The 17,885-nt window shown below is 37.7% G+C and carries 14 protein-coding genes; 7 read left to right on the top strand and 7 right to left on the bottom strand.

Going from position 1 to position 17,885, the window contains the following annotated elements; genetic code table 11:
- Window positions 1-21: 21 nt before the first annotated feature.
- The 5 genes from BW964_RS12495 to BW964_RS12470 form a co-directional block, all read right to left on the bottom strand.
- Window positions 22-867, bottom strand: a complete 846-nt coding sequence (locus tag BW964_RS12495) for a caspase family protein (protein ID WP_076507607.1) — start codon at window positions 865-867, stop codon at window positions 22-24.
- A gap of 591 nt (window positions 868-1,458) precedes the next feature.
- Window positions 1,459-2,103 (bottom strand): response regulator transcription factor, encoded by a 645-nt coding sequence (locus BW964_RS12485; RefSeq protein ID WP_076507604.1) that lies wholly within the window; start codon window positions 2,101-2,103, stop codon window positions 1,459-1,461.
- Complete coding sequence (locus BW964_RS12480) at window positions 2,100-2,870, bottom strand: sensor histidine kinase (protein WP_076507602.1); 771 nt, start codon at window positions 2,868-2,870, stop codon at window positions 2,100-2,102. The genes BW964_RS12485 and BW964_RS12480 overlap by 4 nt, the downstream gene beginning before the upstream one ends.
- Before the next feature lie 15 nt (window positions 2,871-2,885).
- Window positions 2,886-3,530 carry a hypothetical protein gene (locus BW964_RS12475; protein WP_076507601.1) on the bottom strand — a complete coding sequence of 215 codons (645 nt, stop codon included), beginning with the start codon at window positions 3,528-3,530 and terminating at the stop codon, window positions 2,886-2,888.
- Window positions 3,531-3,542: 12 nt separating this feature from the next.
- Window positions 3,543-4,109, bottom strand: a complete 567-nt coding sequence (locus BW964_RS12470; protein ID WP_076507599.1) for a hypothetical protein — start codon at window positions 4,107-4,109, stop codon at window positions 3,543-3,545.
- Window positions 4,110-4,832: 723 nt separating this feature from the next.
- Between BW964_RS12470 and BW964_RS12465 the strand changes: the two genes are divergently transcribed.
- The 7 genes from BW964_RS12465 to BW964_RS12435 all read left to right on the top strand — a co-directional run bounded on the left by BW964_RS12465 (window position 4,833) and on the right by BW964_RS12435 (window position 15,945).
- Entirely contained in the window at window positions 4,833-7,787 is a 2,955-nt protein-coding gene (locus BW964_RS12465; RefSeq protein WP_076507598.1) for a SusC/RagA family TonB-linked outer membrane protein, read from the top strand.
- Between the two features lie 10 nt (window positions 7,788-7,797).
- Window positions 7,798-9,258, top strand: a complete 1,461-nt coding sequence (locus tag BW964_RS12460) for a RagB/SusD family nutrient uptake outer membrane protein (RefSeq protein ID WP_076507596.1) — start codon at window positions 7,798-7,800, stop codon at window positions 9,256-9,258.
- A 583-nt stretch (window positions 9,259-9,841) separates the two neighbouring features.
- Window positions 9,842-10,522: a response regulator transcription factor gene (locus BW964_RS12455; RefSeq protein WP_076507595.1), complete on the top strand. Its 681-nt coding sequence runs from the start codon at window positions 9,842-9,844 to the stop codon at window positions 10,520-10,522.
- 7 nt (window positions 10,523-10,529) lie between these two features.
- On the top strand, window positions 10,530-11,816 hold the full coding sequence (locus BW964_RS12450) for a sensor histidine kinase (protein ID WP_076507593.1): 1,287 nt from the start codon (window positions 10,530-10,532) through the stop codon (window positions 11,814-11,816).
- 70 nt (window positions 11,817-11,886) lie between these two features.
- Window positions 11,887-12,639, top strand: coding sequence for a COG4705 family protein (locus BW964_RS12445; protein WP_076507591.1), 753 nt, complete (start codon window positions 11,887-11,889; stop codon window positions 12,637-12,639).
- A gap of 68 nt (window positions 12,640-12,707) precedes the next feature.
- Window positions 12,708-15,134: a TonB-dependent receptor domain-containing protein gene (locus BW964_RS12440; protein WP_076507589.1), complete on the top strand. Its 2,427-nt coding sequence runs from the start codon at window positions 12,708-12,710 to the stop codon at window positions 15,132-15,134.
- Window positions 15,135-15,189: 55 nt separating this feature from the next.
- Complete coding sequence (locus tag BW964_RS12435; RefSeq protein WP_228432010.1) at window positions 15,190-15,945, top strand: phosphatase PAP2 family protein; 756 nt, start codon at window positions 15,190-15,192, stop codon at window positions 15,943-15,945.
- A gap of 110 nt (window positions 15,946-16,055) precedes the next feature.
- On the opposite strand, the gene BW964_RS12430 is transcribed toward BW964_RS12435, so the two are convergent.
- Both BW964_RS12430 and BW964_RS12425 read right to left on the bottom strand, forming a co-directional pair.
- Window positions 16,056-16,691 carry a DUF417 family protein gene (locus tag BW964_RS12430; RefSeq protein ID WP_084175836.1) on the bottom strand — a complete coding sequence of 212 codons (636 nt, stop codon included), beginning with the start codon at window positions 16,689-16,691 and terminating at the stop codon, window positions 16,056-16,058.
- A gap of 62 nt (window positions 16,692-16,753) precedes the next feature.
- The gene (locus BW964_RS12425; protein WP_076507586.1) at window positions 16,754-17,584 is read right to left on the bottom strand and encodes an AraC family transcriptional regulator; all 831 of its coding nucleotides are present in this window, start codon (window positions 17,582-17,584) and stop codon (window positions 16,754-16,756) included.
- Window positions 17,585-17,885 lie beyond the last annotated feature (301 nt).

The following is a 17,885-nucleotide window of genomic DNA, read 5'->3' as shown; positions in this document are numbered from 1 at the left end:
TCGGATTCCGCCAGTACTTGTTTAAGAAAATATTTTTTGAGAAAATTCTGTTGTGATACTTTCTGTCTGATTGATTTGAGCCGCTCCCATGGCAGTAAGTGCCATTGCCGTCTGTTTGTCCAGTGTTTTTCTGACGATATTACCGTTGGTAGCACGTAATATCTTACAGAAATGATAAGTGAAATATCCTCTTATCTGCCCACTTATGTTCCCTTCCATCGATACTTGATTGTCTTTACAGGCCGCCCATAGGGTGTGATTCATTCCGGCTACCGGGACCAAAGCTTTTGTCATGGTCATCGCTTTTTTGGAATTTTTAGAGGTTTGCATTTCGCTGGCATATGTCATATAAAATTCATCTTCCAGCATTGGTGGAATGAAACGTGGTGCCTCATAGGAGAGCTCCAGGTCCAGTCCCAGATCCATTTTTCTCGTTCCTGTTCCCGAATGACAACAGTCGAAAATAACCTCCAGATTAACCCCCGCTTTCAGTTGTCTGAGTACCGCTTTAAAATCATCATCGCGGATCACTCCGGCACTTGCGTAATCGTGCGGGCAAATTGCTTCGTCCAGGCCATCTATTTCCAGATCAGTGCCAATGTTGGCTACTCTTGTTCCGTGTCCGGAATAATAAAACACCAATGAATCTCCTTTTACACTGCTGTTGACCAATGATTTAAGGTAAGTTAATATGTTCACCCTTGTTGCATTCTGATTGGTGAGAATTTTAATTTTTGCAGGATCAAAACCGCAGATAACCAGGGTGTTGGCCATATCTCTTGCATCATTGATGCAACCATTTAGATCCGGTCCACCTGATCCGATAGGAGCATAGTCATTGATTCCTACTACGAGTGCTTTTTTCATTTCGATTAGTTTTTAAATTGTCCCTACTCTGTTTCGGCTTTTCGGGTTTCGCCTTCATGGATTGGTTTTACAGGACAAAATTCCATTATTTAACAGGACAAAAACAGAGGGAAAGGACTGATTGTGTGGTAGGTAAAACCCCTTTTTTGAGGTTGATGGTATTTTTAACCCGGATTGTACAGATTTGCACGGATGATTGGGGGATTTGGAAGATAAATTCTTTTTTAACGCAAAGGTTTATTGAGGAAGCATATAATTTTGAGGAAGGCAAAGAGTTCGACTACGTCGCTGATGGAGTGAATGGATAAAACGTTTGCTTATTCGAATCAATTTCATTGATTCCTTCTTTGCTCTCCTAATCCTCCAGAGCATTAAAATCGACTTTGCGTTAAAATAATAAGCAATTTTTTTACAATAGGTATTAATTAAAGGCAATTGGAAAAATAAGGATCTTATTTTTAAAACTGAACTATTTTATGAACGATTAGAATGCAGGGAAAATGAAAAAATCCGATACATTGTAAAAATCTACCGGATGATTGATGAACTGTGAAATGTTTTGATATATAATGATTTAAGTAAAAAATTAAATCAGCAGAGATCATGTTTTAAGGCAAAAAGAACCAGACCCACCCTGTTTTTGATTTCCAGTTTGGTGAAAACAGAATCCCTGTAGCCATCAATGGTTTTGGGGCTGAGGAACATTTTATCGGCTATTTCTTTGTACGTAAGCTCGCTGCAGGCCCATTTTATAAATTCCTTTTCCCTGTCTTTCAATTCGGAAAGGAGGGAAGCTGTTTTGAGATCTTCTGTTTTTACTTTCAATAATTTCTGAGCGACAAAATCAGTATAAAAACTTCCCTTATCATATACCGTATCGATCGCCTGAAAAAGAATGGATGGCTGCATATCTTTCAGGAGATAACCTTTGGCACCTGCCTTCAGCATTTTGATGAGTATTTTTTCATCATCTTCCATGGTGAGGGCAATTACTTTGATGTTGGGATGATATTCGCTGAGCCATTCGGTGGTTTCTATACCGTTTTTATAAGGCATATTGATATCCATGAGTACAACAGCCGGAAGTTCCGAAGCTTTTTCTATGGCCGCTATAAAATCTTCTCCGTTCGGATGATTCATAATCACCCTGTATTGAGGATTTTCCATGATCATATTTTCCAGTGCTTTGGACATTAAAGTATGATCATCTACGATAGCTATGGGAATGGTTTTCATGTGATGTGTTTGTAATAGGTTATTGAAGTCTGTGTTCCTTTATCAAGTTCTGACTCTATGGAGAATTCTGCGTGAATCAGTTTTGCTCTGAGTTCCATATTTTTCAATCCTGAACCGTCCTGTATCTGGTGGGTATCAAATCCTTTTCCGTTATCTGAAATATTGATGCGTAAGGTTTCATGATCATCATCCAGCCGGATGGCTACATTTTTGGCTCTGGAATGCTTTAAGATATTATTAATGCTTTCCTGAATGATCCTGAAGAGAATCAGACCATGTTTGGGAGAAATATCAATATCCTGTTTCTGGGTGATGAATTCTATTTTTAATAATTTAAGTTTTTGTATTCTTTTTACCTCTCTTTCTATGGATTCTGTCAACCCAAAATGAATGATCTGTTCGGTAATCAGTGTTTTAGACAAATTTCTGATATCCTGAATGCATTCACCCAGCAATTCACTCAGCTCATTAAGTTCCTCTTTTTCTGAATGCTTCAGCTTGGAAATAAGCTGATTTTGGCGTAGACGAACCACTGAAAGTTTTTGTCCTACATCATCATGCAGTTCCTGACCGATATAATTCAGCGTTTGTTCCTTTATTTCAACCTGTGAGGTAGCCAGCTCTTTTTCAAAGCGCATGTCTTTTTCTTTTTGTGCGATCAGAAGAGTAGTTTTCTTTTTGATAAAAACCACATAGATGAAGATCATTGTCAAAACGACAATAAGTAAGGTAATCGTAAAGGTAATGACCAAATTATTTTCTTCCATATTTCAATAGGGTACTTATCTGAGCTTTTCCTGTTTATTCAAAACCAACCCCAGCAGGAGTATTCCGTTACTGATAAAGTTCAGCATAAACAGGATGAAAAAATAAATATGTTCTGAAACCGTAGTCCTGAAATAAAAGATCGGAATACTGCCTATAAAAAGAATCAGCAGGGCGACTGAGATCCAGAAAGGGAAATAGTTATTGAGATCCAGTATTTTATCTGAGTTAAAAGTCTGGTATAAAAATAAAATAATGGAAAACATCAGCAATAGAATATCCGTATACAGAATATTAAATGAAAAATGATGTAAAAGATCATCCTTTATATAAAACATTACAATAAGATTGATCAGAAAAATAACCAGCAGGAACCCTTGTATTTTTTTAAGAACAGGCAAATACAATAATTGAAAGTAATAGATTAAATACAGGAAAAAGACGATCACTAAAAGCCCGATCACATAAAATATTTCGGTAGACTGATGGGTTGCCTTGAAATAAAAATGGCAGAAAATATCTATTATTGAAAGCAATCCGTATCCTCCGATAAAAAATAAATTTTCTCTCCTGATTTTCCTGGATTTCATCATCATCAAGACCATCACGATAACAGGGATGGTCATGGATATCTGTTTCCCGGTTTCTATGTTCCAGTTCATGACATTTATTTTTTACGGCATATCTGCTGTGGATACTTTAGGGGGCGGGGCCAGATTCGTCATATTCATAACCTGCATTTCCGTTACATTGGTGTTTTCATCTGTAGTTAACTTCATTGTTTTGGATCTGGCGGTTGTGCTGTCTCTTTTTAGATTTTGAGCAGTGGGTACCAGAAATATCGTCTGATAGCCTGCGTATTCAGGTTTTGCCATTTTATTTTTAGGATGATTCATGGGATATTTTCCCATATAAATTCTGATCCCGGGGTTTTTAAGTTTTTGCTTTTTAGCGGTTTCTTTCACGTATTTGATATATCCCTCCAGATCTTCTACCGAAAACCAGTACCAGCGTGAATCCGGCTCTCCGTTTCTGGATCTGGTAAGGATGACATTGTTGGTTCTGGAATATTCATCATAAAGTATCCGCCCTTCACGGTAGCTGATGAGCTTCTTTTTATAACTGTCACTCACGGGTTCTTTGGGTGGTTCGGAACACCGTGTGCAGCTTAGCAGGCAAAAACTAGAAATAATAATGGCAAAGAGCCAGTTTGGATTTTTGAATAGTAAAGAAGTTTTCATTTTTATGGTTTTTAATTTTACAGAACAAAATTAGGGAACTGCTTAACTCTACAAAAGGGGGAAAACACTGTTTTTGTCCCTTAATAAATTTACAACATTTTGTTTTGACTTTCAGAGAGATAAAGCAATTTTTGATAATGCTTATCCAGTGCGGTTTTTAGAAGAATATCCTGATAATTATAGCTGATAAAGACTTTCTGCTGATCCTGTTTACAGCATCAGAGGACTCAATTAATTCACATTCTGTTCAAATATTTTTAATAGTCTATTGATTTAGTAGGCTTATATGATTTATCTCATACGCCCGTGTGATTTGATTCGTAAATAATTAAATACTTTTGACCCAGTTAAAAAAAGTTAAAATGTATTCTCATGAATAAGCATTCATTCAATTCTTTCCTATGCACCACTATAGCTTCTGTATCTGCTCAACAAGAAGGTTGTGCAGAAGCTTGCCTTTCACAACACCATCTTATCGTTCCTGATATGTGTTCTGGCTTTTGGATGTGCAGAATGATGCAGGCATAAACTTCTGAAAACACAGAGATAACTATAGGAATTCAATCACAATAATTCCAAAATCATTCTAAGGCAGATCTGTTTTCTGCCGGTCTCAAAATTCTTCTTTATGACAATCTTTCTGAAAAGGGAGAGGGGGATTCTTGTATCATAACCGGAGAGAATAAGGGTAATCTGCCATTCAAAAAAACAAAAATTAGTATAATGAGGAAACAGCAATGTAAAATGGGTGTATTGGCCATGATTCTATTGGCAGAATTGGGTTTTGCACAAAGCAGAGACAGTCTTTCCAGGGAACAGGCCATACAGGAAGTGGTAGTGGTCGCTTTTGGAAAGCAGAAAAAAGAGGAAATAACAGGTTCCGTACAATCCCTGAAAACGAAGGATTTAGCCAATCTTCAAAACGGAAATATACTTCAGGGAATTGGAGGGAAAGTGGCCGGAGTACAGGTGATCTCTTCCGGTCAGCCGGGATCCCAGCCTACCATCAGAATGAGGGGAATAGGATCCATTAATGCATCCAGTGATCCGCTTATTGTACTGGATGGTATACCTTACAACGGAAACCTGAACAGTATTCCGGGAACCGATATAGAAAGCATTTCCTTTCTTGAAGATGCTTCGTCTAATGCATTATATGGTTCAAGAGGTGCTAATGGCGTGATCATCGTTAATACCAAAAGAGGGAAATCGAAAGGTCTGCATATAGAGGCGGATATAAAAACAGGAGTGAACTTCAGATCTATTGAGGATTATTCGGTATATACTTCACCACAGGACTATTACACCGCATTTTATAACAGGGCGAGAATTGGGGAAGTGGCGAGATTGACACAGCCCGGAGCGGTTCCTTCCGGCGCGAGCCCTCACGATGTTGGTATCACGGCGCTGTCTAAGTTGGGATATAATGTCTATAACGTTCCTTTTAGTACATTGATCGCTAAAGATGGGGTCTTTAATCCTGATGCCAGACTATTGTATCAGGATAACTGGAAAAAGTTGATTTTTAAACCGGGATTACGAAGAGAAGCAAGTTTAGGAATTACGGCCAATAATGATCTGGTAAAATCGTACACATCATTAAATTACTTGGATGATCAGGGCTACCTCATCGGTTCCGGATTTAAAAGATTTGGAATAAGATCCAATCTGGACTACGCCATTACCCGAAAACTGAAACTCACCACTAATCTTTCCTATACTTACAGCAAACAGAATTTCGGTGAATCAGCTGGATTTTCCAATCCTTTTCAGTTCGCCAGAAACATAGCGCCTTTCTATCCTGTTTTTCTGAGAGATGACAATTACCAGATTCTATATGATAACAGCGGACAGGTATTATACGATTATGGTGACGGGCAGGGGCCCAACGGAGCCACGAGGTCTTATGCGGTTTTTGAAAATCCGGTAGGAAATCTGCAATACGACAAATCCCAGACAACCAATAATATAACAAACGCCAATTTGGGTCTGAATTATGAGATCATTAAAGGTTTAGACTTTACCTATAATTTCGGAGCGTATCTGGAAAATACAAAAAATCTTCAGTTTGGAAATACATTAGGAGGAACTTCTTCATCTGTAGGAGGAACAATCAATATGGGTTCTGTTTTCAAGTATACTTTAAACCATCAGCAATTGCTTACCTATCAGAAAAAACTGGGTCAACACAATTTCAACATTCTGATCGGGCATGAACTAAATAAAATAAAAAGCGATGGATTTTCAGGATCCAAACAGCAGCTTTTATTACCCAATTCACAGTCTTTCGACAACGCGGTAAGAATAACCGATCTCTCTGGAAACGGCTATGAATATGCAGTAGAAGGCTATTTCACACGATTACTTTATAACTATGACGGTAAATACTTCTTTAACGCAAACATCAGAAGAGATGGCTCTTCCGTATTCTCTCCCGAGAGCAGGTGGGGTAATTTTTATGGCTTAGGCGTGGCGTGGAATGTGGCTAAAGAGGATTTCCTTAAAGACAATACCGTCATCAATTCATTAAGATTAAAAGCGTCTTACGGACAGCAGGGAAATGATAATATTTTGCTGGATGGCTCCGCAAGAGACTATTACGCTTATCAGGATATCTATGGAATCAACAATTTTGGGGATGACAAACCGGTTCTGTCTCTGAAAAAACAGGGAAATAAAGATCTGAAATGGGAAACGTCAAAAAATCTGAATGCCGGTTTTGAAATCTCACTTTTCAAAAATAAAATCAATCTGAATGCGGATTATTTTGAAAGAAAAGTCTCAGATATGATCTATGCGCTTCCTTTGCCTCCTTCTAATGCAGGTTCTTATGTCAAATACGGTAATATCGGAGATATGATCAACAAAGGGGTTCAGGCGAATCTGAATGTGGAAATTCTTCGTTCAGGGCAATTCCATTGGAATGTATACGGAAACGCCACCCATTATAAAAACAAAATTACCAAACTGCCTGCGGAGCAAAGAAACACAGGTCTTGTCAGTGGTCTGTTTATTCTGAACGAAGGGGATGACAGATATACCTATTATCTGAAGAAATTTGCAGGAGTAAACCCCGCAAACGGCGATGCACAATGGTACAGAACAGCGGTCAATCCAACGACACAACAGGAAGAAACCACGATCACAGCCAATTACAAAGAAGCTACCGATTACAACACCGGAAAATCAGCTATTCCGAAAGTGTATGGTGGATTTGGAACAGATTTTACCTACAAAGGCTTCAGTCTGGCGGTTAATTTTGCCTACCAGTTTGGAGGATACGGCTATGATGATATTTACAGAAGTCTGTTCCATTCAGATACGTATGCGTCTAACTATTCCACAGATTTAAGTAAAACCTGGACACCGGAGAATCCAAATGCGGCTTTACCAAGAGTAGATCTGACTGCAACCAATCAGAACGGACACTCTACACTTTACCTGATCAAATCAGATTATATCAGCCTTCAGGATGTTACCGTGTCTTATCAGTTACCCGATGGTTTTGCCCAACAGGCAGGTTTATCAGGTCTGAAAATATATGTGACGGGAAACAACCTCTATTTGTGGTCCAAGAGAAAAGGATATGATCCCCGAACTTCTTTGACCGGAGTTTCGGATCCATACAGATACTCAACCCTGTCCAGCGTTTCTTTAGGATTTAAATTTAATTTTTAACAAAAGACAAATGAAAACAATAAAATACTTTATAGCAGCTCTTTCTATCAGTTTGATTGCGAGTAGTTGTGCCAATGATTTAAATACCCTTCCGGAAGGAGATATCTCCGGAGAACAGTTGAATAATGACCAGTCAAAACCTGAAAAAATCCTGGGTGGGATCTATCTTGATCTCAGAAGTAACGGTGCGGGCGGTTCCACAGCACATTCTGATTTTGGGATAATGGCCATCAAAGGAGGAGCTGATCTGATGTCCAATGATGTGATACAGTCCACCAATCAGCATTTGGGGATGTTTTATAATTATGAAGCGACCAATGCCAGTAATTCTGCTGCAGAATTTGTCTGGACTACTTTTTATGCAAGAATATTTGTCATTAATAAACTCCTTGATGATTTAAAAAACGATACAAAAACCAATAACACAGCCATCAAAGGACAGTTGCTGGCATTGAGAGCCTATTCTTATTTTTATCTGGTCCGTTTCTATGCAAAAAGTTACAAGGACAGCCCATCAGCGCCTGGGCTTCCGCTGGTTCTGACCAGCAGTAATCAAAGTCAGGGTCTCGCGAGGTCATCGGTATCCGATGTTTATCAGCAGATTACACGGGATATTGAAGAATCTATCGTCCTTCTTGATAGCTATGCACGTCCTTCCAGAGCCCAGATCGATCAAAGAACAGCGAAAGCTATTGCCGCTGAGGTATATCTGGAAACCGGAGATTACAGCAAAGCAGGCAAGTATGCTAATGAAAGTAAGCAGGGAATAGCGCTGATGACTGAAAATGATTATACGACAACCGGATTTTCAAATATCAATAATCCTGAAGTTCTGTGGGGTTTTCATAACACGGTGTCTACCATGAGTATCGGTAACTACTATGCTTCTTTCTTTTCTATGTTCGATAATACAAACGAAGGCTATGCAGGTGCCGCAAGGATCTATAAGCTGATCGATAAACGTCTTTATGAGGCAATTCCGGATACGGATTACCGTAAAAAAGTATTTAATGGAAGCCAGACTGCGGCGTATACTTTTAATGGAAAGAAGAAAAACTATCCTGCCTACGTGAACTGGAAATTTAAAGATCCTACTCTGTTTGAGGGAGACTATATCTACATCAGAGCATCTTCACTTTACTATATAGAAGCTGAAGCGCTGGCAAGACAGGGAAGAGAAACTGAAGCCAGACAGGTTTTGTATGAAATCACTTCAAAAAGAAACAGTGCTTATACACTGTCTTCCAACTCAGGAAATAACCTGATGAATGAAATTATGCTCCAAAAAAGAATCGAACTGTGGGGAGAGGGCTACGCCTGGTTTGATATGAAAAGACTGGGAACACCTCTGGAAAGAATCTATTCAGGAACAAATCATACGTTCGGAAGACTGAACCTTTCACCGGATAAATTTATATTCCAGATTCCAAATAAAGAGATCAATAACAATCCTCAGATTATACAGAATTAACAGAGCCATTTTTAAAATTCATTTTAGAATACATTGAGGATTGATCAAATCAAACCGGAGTTTTTTTATAGCTCCGGTTTTTTTGTAGCTAAACCCCTTTTAGACAGTTCGAAACGTATTATGAATAAATCCTTATGTATTTATTGTTGTGATTTTCAATTGGTTGAATCTTTTTGAAAAATAAAAGATTTAATTTTTTAATTAATGTCAAATAAGAGGTCAATGAATACCTTTTTGATAACTAGATTTGTCTCATGCATTTACAAAATGCGATTACAATTCATTTAATTAAAAATAAAATATTATGATTTCAGATTTTTTAACAATCCTTATTTTGGGGAGTATTGTAGCATTTTTTTCGGTTATCCAGTCGAAAAAAAAATTCAGCGTGTCATTAAAACTAACCAGGGTAAAACTCAAGGTGAGGTACAGGAAATAAGGAAGTTTATTTTTCAAACCCATCATTCATCAAAAGTATCATTACTGAAATCCAAAGGCCTTTTCAAAAAGACCATCATAGAATAAAATATTCTTTATATCTTAATTCAAAATTTCTTCAGAATTGAGTCCATAGATTTGCAAAATGAAGCTACTGATAATAGAAGACGAAACCGAGCTCGCCAAAAGTATCTCTGAATACCTTTCGGAAGAAAACTATTTGTGCGAATTTGCCTCTACATTCAGAGAGGGCATGCGCAAAATCGAAGCCTTTCAGTATGACTGTATTCTATTGGATATCACGCTGCCGGATGGAAACGGTCTTGCGATTTTAGAAGAACTTAAAAGGCAGAACAAAGAGGATGGCGTGATCATTATCTCCGCTAAAAATGCGTTGGACGATAAGATAAAAGGGCTGCAACTGGGAGCAGATGATTATCTCACCAAACCTTTTCACCTCTCAGAATTAATGGCCAGAATTTATTCTATTATCCGCAGAAAACAATTCAGCAATTCCAATATTGTCAAGCAGAATGAATTGCAGATAGATCTTTTGGCAAAAACCGTTTCGGTGAATGATCAGACCATTATCCTGACCAAAAAGGAATTTGATTTACTCATCTATTTTATCGGAAACAAAAACAGAGTAATTTCCAAAAGTACTTTAGCAGAGCATCTTTCAGGAGATTTTGCAGATATGCTGGACAATCATGATTTTGTATATGCCCATGTAAAAAATCTGAAGAAAAAATTATATGATGCTGGTTGTGATCATTATCTGAAAACAGTATACGGAACCGGATATAAATGGGAAGTCATCAAATAACTGATTCATGAAGCCCTTATTAAGTAAAATCACCAAACCATTTCTCATCTATGTCCTTTGCGTATTGGTCATCAGTATTCCGGTTTATTACTGGGTGGTAGATACCATATGGAAATCGGAGCTGGATGAACACAATAAAATCATTGCCGAAAAAACGGCTTATGAACTGAACCAGCTTCAACTTACCGATCAGAAGCTTGTAGAAAGTATACAACTCTGGAATAGTATTCAGCCGGGAACGGATATTCAGACCATAGAAAAGAATGATTCATTAAAAGACAGCATTTTCACGTCTGAAAAACAGAAATCTTATACCAAAGAACCCAATATCGACCGTTTCAGGTCACTTTCAACCGTTATTTATATCCATAACAAGCCCTTCCGCTTTACGGTGGAAACCAATATTGAAGAATCCCAGGAAACGATTGTGGTCATCGCAATAACAACCGTTTTTTTCTTTATTATAATTGTTTTAGGGCTGTTATTTATCAACAGAAAGCTCTCAGGTTCGGTATGGAAACCTTTCCGGGATACACTGGAACAATTGAAAAAATTTAATTTAAATAATCAGACTAAAATTGAATTTGATCACACTGATACCGTCGAATTTGAAGAATTAAATCAGTCCTTAAGTAAATTGATCGAGCATAATATTTCCGTGTTTAAAACACAGAAAGAATTTACAGAAAATGCATCACACGAGTTACAGACTCCTTTGGCTATTCTGAAGAATAAATTAGACATTTTATTGCAGAGTGAAGACCTTACCGAAAAACAGTATAGGATTGCTGAAGAGATGAATAAAGCTTTAACCAGAAGCTCCCGGATCAACAAAAATCTTTTACTCCTTGCCAAAATAGAAAACAACCAGTTTGATAATTCGGAAGTAATTCGGTTTGACACGATCCTCCAACAAAGTATGGAAGCCGTACAGGAACATTTTGAACAGAAAAATATTTCTGTACAGGAAGATATTATCTCTGACGTAAAAGTGAATGGAAACAGCAGTCTTACAGAAATCCTTATCCATAATTTAATCTTAAATGCCATTCGCCATACTTTGCCTGATGGTTCAATTTCAGTAAAACTAAACGGTAAGATCTTTGAAGTGTCCAACTCAGGAACAGAAGAACTGAATGCAGATCTTTTGTTTAAAAGATTTTCAAAACTGTCTTCGGAAAGCGGAGGCAGCGGTTTGGGCCTCTCTATTATTCAAGAAATATGTGCATTTCACGGATGGCGAGTCTCTTACAGATTTGAAAATCATCATCATGTTTTTTCTATAAACCTTTAAATTTTTGATTAGCCGTCATGTAGCGCTTCTAAATTTCTACAAAATCATCTCTGAAATTTGTAAGAAAAATATGAAACCGCTCAATAAAGTCGCTGCCATAACGCTTTTGTTCTGGCTAATGAAAATAACGGCAACCACGCTGGGGGAAACCCTGGGAGATTTTATTTCTATGAAGCTTGGCTTAGGCTATGCTGTGGGAATAGGAATTACCCTCTTATTTTTTATCATGATCCTTTCTTTACAGCTAACGGTGAAAAGATATATCCCGTTGATTTACTGGCTGGTAATTGCAGGAACAACAACATTCGGGACAGAAATTTCTGATTTTATAGACAGAACACTTCAAACAGGTTATCTCATAGGCAGTTTAATCCTGATAACCGGTCTTCTGACCACCCTTTTCTTATGGTACAGACAATATCATACTCTCGAAATATATCCCGTGTTTGAAAAAAAGAAAGAAATCTATTACTGGGTCGCTATTCTTTTTTCCAATAGTCTGGGAACCGCATTTGGAGATTTTCTGAGTGATAATCTGGGCTACAGTTATTTAGCCGGAGCGATCATCACGGGGATTATTATTTTAAGTGTTGTTTTTCTTCATTATTTCACCAGAATCAATCATGTGCTATTATTCTGGATTGCTTTTGTTTTTACAAGACCATTTGGAGCCACTTTTGGTGATTTTCTCACCAAACCGATGATAAAAGGGGGATTAAATCTGAGTACCCTTTATGCATCCCTGGTTTCATTATCCTTACTATTTCTAATGATTTTTATTTCACATCAAAAACAAAGAAAAGAATTCAATCAGCACAACTGAAAATTCTAAATTTCTTCTAAATCAGGTTGCAATTTTGTGTCATTAATTAATCTTAAAGACACTCATTCATGAAAAAAGGAGATTTAATTCTTTCACTATTTATTTTCCTGCTGTTTATTAACTTCTCGATGGCGCAGATTTCTTCTGTGACGGTCTCGGGTATTGTCACGAGTACCAATAAAGTCGTTTTACCTTATGCGGGGGTTGTTTTAAAGACGGCAAAAGAGCAGCGATTTGTGTCCGGAACCATTTCCAATGAAGAGGGGCGTTTTTCCCTTACCGGAGTACAACCGGATACCTACCAATTAGAAATTTCAATGACAGGCTATCAGACGATCACTCAATCTGTTTTTGTCGGAAGCCTTTCTGAGTTTCTGGAAATTCCTTCCATAGAACTTGAACAGGATCCGGGCGGGACAGAAACAAAAATAGAAGAAGTCGTTGTATCCGGCTCGAAAAAGAATGAAATAAGCAATCAGCTCGATAAAAAGATCTATTCGATTGCAGATAACATTAGCCAAAGCGGAGGGTCTGTTTTGCAAAGCATGCAGAATCTGCCGGGAATTACCGTTCAGGATGGTAAAGTACAGTTGCGTGGGAATGATAAGGTAACGGTTTTAATAGATGGTAAACAAACTGCACTGACAGGTTTCGGGAGCCAGACAGGGCTGGACAATATTCCATCTTCTGCGATTGATAAAATTGAGATAATCAACAATCCTTCCTCGAAATATGATGCCAACGGGAATGCCGGAATCATCAATATTATCATGAAGAAAAGCAAGCAAAACGGATGGAACGGGAAAGTAGGGTTTACTACCGGTCTGGGCGCGCTCTGGGTAAGAAAGGAGAATCTGCCGACCATCAGGCCACAATATACTTTAACTCCAAAAATCAATCCGTCGGTTTCTTTGAACTACAGAAAAGATAAGGTCAATATCTTTTTACAGGCAGATCATTTATATACCCATACCCTTAATAAAAATGAATTTGTAACCCGTAACTATGATGACGGAACGGTCATCCATTCCCAATTAAAAAGAAACAGAAATACCAATTATTTGACCACCAAGGCAGGAATAGACTGGACTATTGACTCACAGAATACATTAACGGTCTCGGGGCTTTATGGAAGTGAAAAAATCATAGACCGGGGAGATCAGCCTTTTTTCAATGGCGATCTTTCCCAGCGTCTTCGCCTTTGGCAGTTTTTGGAAGATGAATTGAAAACAACGGTAATGGCTACGGCCTCTTACCAGCATAAGTTTAAAGAAGCAGGACACCTGTTAAATGTGGGATTTAATTATACTTTCCACAGAGAAGATGAAAAATACTTTTATGACAATTTTCTGCCATTTTCAACAGGGACGGATGCTTTTAAATTATTATCCGATGAACAGGTTTATGATTTCAATGTTGATTATGTTAAGCCTTTAAAATATGGACGTATCGAGGCTGGGATTAAACTGAGAAACAGAAATATCCCTACGGATATGAATTTTATACCTGGAGCCAACTCTGTTTTAGATGCGGCGGCAGGAGGAAAAGCGACCTATAAAGAATTAATTCCGGCCGTTTACGGAAATTATATTTTTGAAAATGAAAAATGGGAAGCAGAGCTCGGAGTAAGGCTGGAATATGTGAATATTCAATATGATGTCAATCCCAATCATCCTACCTATAAAAGCGACAGTTACAATTATACACAGCCGTTCCCTAATCTGAGATTAGCCTATAAGATTAATGATCATCATAAATTGTCTGTATTCTATAACAGAAGAGTGGACCGTCCTAATGAAGTAGACATCAGGATTTTTCCAAAATATGATGATGCTGAAATTATTAAAGTAGGAAATCCGGGACTGAGACCTCAGTTTACCAACTCGATAGAGCTGGGGAATAAATACAATTGGGACAATGGCTATCTGTATTCTGCTTTATACCATCGTTTTGCCAATGGAACCATCACCAGAATTTCAAGTACGGTGCCTCAAAGTAATCTGATCTATGCCGTATTTCAAAATGCGGGCAAAAGCTATAATTCCGGTCTGGAAATGATCTGGAACCAGAAAGTGTCAAAAGTTTATTCCTTTAATCTCAATGGAAATCTCTACAGAAACCAGATCAATGCTTTTTCGGTAGACAACCGGTATCCGCAGCCTGTTGTTTTCTCGGCAGATCAGCAGACTGCAATTTCAGGAAACTTAAAATTCAACAATACGTTGAAATTATCTAAAGGATTGGATGCTCAATTGACCGCTGTCTACCTGGCTCCCGATATTATCCCACAAGGAAAAATAAAGTCAAGGTTTTCAATAGATATGGGTGTAAAAAAATCTGTTCAGAATGGCAAAGGTGAGCTATTCCTTAACGCTACGGACCTTCTGAATACCATGGTGATTCAAAAGCAGATTCAAGGCTCTGGGTTTAAATATACCAGTGATGATTATTATGAAACGCAAGTGATAAGACTAGGATACAGTTATAAATTTTAACAAAAAAATCAATCATACAATGTCAATATTTTCTCAAAAAATAACCGTCTGTTTTATGGTTTTAATTTCATTGTTTAGCAGATTAGCCGCACAGAGTGATACCGTTCAGGTTCAGCCATCTCAACCAGATAGCTTAGCATCATTTAACAGTCAGAAGCCCCATTTGAATTATAAAAGCTTAATTATTCCCGCCGCTTTTATAAGTTACGGAATTGCCAGTTTAACGATAAATGACCTCAAAAGGGTCAATTTTTCGACCAGAGAAGAAATCAATGAGCATCAGCCGGATCACATTAAATTAGATAATTATACACAATACGCACCCGCAGTCTTGGTTTATGGTTTAAATGCAGCAGGAATTGAAGGAAAGCATAATTTTAGAGACCGGACGATTATTTATGCAACGTCACAGATCATATCTGCAGCCTTTACACTTCCTTTGAAACATCTTGTAAAAGAAGAAAGACCCGACCAGTCCAATAATCTTTCTTTTCCATCAGGTCATACTGCGGCAGCTTTTTCTTCTGCTCAATTTATGTTCCGGGAATACAAGGATACTCATTTTTGGTTAAGTCTTTCCGGTTATCCCATTGCGGTTTTTACGGGAATATACAGAATGCTCAATGACAAACATTGGGTAGGGGATGTGGTAGCAGGGGCCGGTTTTGGGATTCTGTCCACCGAATTTGCCTACTGGCTTTTTCCAAAAATTAATTCGATGCTGGGCGGCAAAACTAAAAATAGATCTACTATGATCATGCCTTTTTATCAGGATAAAAGCTTAGGATTAGGTTGGGTCAAAACTTTTTAATCCCTATTTGAAATGTCTGTTCATTCAGTATTTGGAACACATGATAAAGAAAGAAGTTACATTGGGTAGCTTCTTTCTTTTTTGCGAATAAATAATTGAAAACTAAATGTTTAGTTATGGTCTGTAGATGCATGCAAAGATGATCTTACGACGTTCTTTAAACTGTCAGAAAATATAACCAATCCTGCGGCCATCATGATCATATCTTTTAAAACCAAACGTCCTGCTCCTGAAAGATAAGGAAATCCGTGCTGAGGAGTAGGAAGATCTCCGCCAAGATCAGGGACATACACCTCAGGTGTTGTAATAAGAAAAGAAAGAGTTACAAAAGACATGATGAAAGTTAATGCACCACCTAGAGCTCCTATTTTCGGAAACCATATTCCGAGCAACACCAGAATAGCTATACTAATGATTACCATTCCTAAACCATATGAAAATGTATAGGTTCCGTTGTTGGTGTGCCAGTCGATGTTTTTCTTAACTGTTTTTCCCTCCGGATTTTTATAGAGTGTGTATTCCGAAACCTGTTGGTGGTCTTGGTTAATGACTTTGCGATTTGCATCCTGATAAAAGAAGCTCATTAAGGGGCTGTTGGCTACAAAAGGCACAATTCCGTCAGCTTCGTATTGAAAAGCTTTGAGTCCTCCGATCCATGCCATCACGATGAATATGGAGATTCTTAAAAAATTAAGAAAATAAGAATCCAATATCATAAGACGGCTGAGTAATGTATTGTTCTGCATAAGATTTACTTTTTACAAAGGTATTCAGTGGCAGAGCTGCTAAAAATAGAGATATCAGGACATTACATGGACATTTTTGCGACAACAGAAATGCCTACTTTTTCCCGGTACATTTTAGGTGAACATCCCACAGATTTTTTAAAGTATCGACTGAAGTAAAATTCATCATGAAATCCCAGTTCCGAAGCAATTTCCTTTACGGAACGATAGGTTAAATGCAGAAGTTTTTTCGCTTCCAGAGTCGTTCTTTCATTAATGAGCTGGCTCGGTGTTTTGTCAAATTCTTTTTTGACAGTTTTGCTTAAGGTGCTGTTGGTAATATGAAGTAGTCCGCTGTAGAATGAGAGTTCCTTTTCGCTCTTAAAATGAAGTTCCAGCAATTTTTGGAATTCAGCAGCATTTTTATGGGAAGGTCGCCCACTGGAATGGTGCTCGTCCGGAATGCCACTCTTCTGTTTACTACAGATGGCCAGAATCAACTGGATATATGTTTTAATAATAGACTCTGAAAAAAGATGATTTTCAGAAAACTCGCGCTGAATACGGGTGAAAATGCCCAGAATATATTCATAGCTCTCCTGAGTCAGTGCTATGGCCGGATTTAAGTAAATATTATTGAACAGTAGACCATTGCAGGCTACTTCCTCTTTATGATATTCTATGCAGTAATAATCACCATGGAAAAAAAGGATTTCTATTTTTTCATCAGTTTCTGAAGCAAGTTTTAGTTTTTGGTAAGGTGTCAGGAAAAGAACAGTACAGCCTTCATAAGCATAATTAATCTGATCAACTGAAAACACACCGGAATCTTTCATTAAAACCACACAATAATTCTCAGTATTGAAGTCCGAAGGAAAAGAAGATGCATGATAAGATTGTATTTGTACTGACATGAAATAAATATAGCAATAAATATTTAATTATTAGCGAAGGGTGTTTTTAACTATCTGATTTAAAGCGTTTTATTTTAATGTTTAAACATATTCAAGAAAACTGGAAAATTATTTTGAACACGTCAAGTTCTGTCGCTTCCGGCTCTGATATTTGCCTCAGAAAACACACACAAATGAAAACAGACTTTAAAACAAAAGGTGGACATCCTTTGCCGGAAACCACCTGAAAAAATAAGGCTAAAATCTCAAGTTGCTCTACTAAAAAGAGACTTCAAAAATCTAAAAAAACAAAACAAATTCA

Source organism: Chryseobacterium shigense, assembly GCF_900156575.1.
GTDB lineage: Bacteria > Bacteroidota > Bacteroidia > Flavobacteriales > Weeksellaceae > Chryseobacterium > Chryseobacterium shigense.
This window is presented reverse-complemented; position numbering and strand designations above follow the sequence as displayed.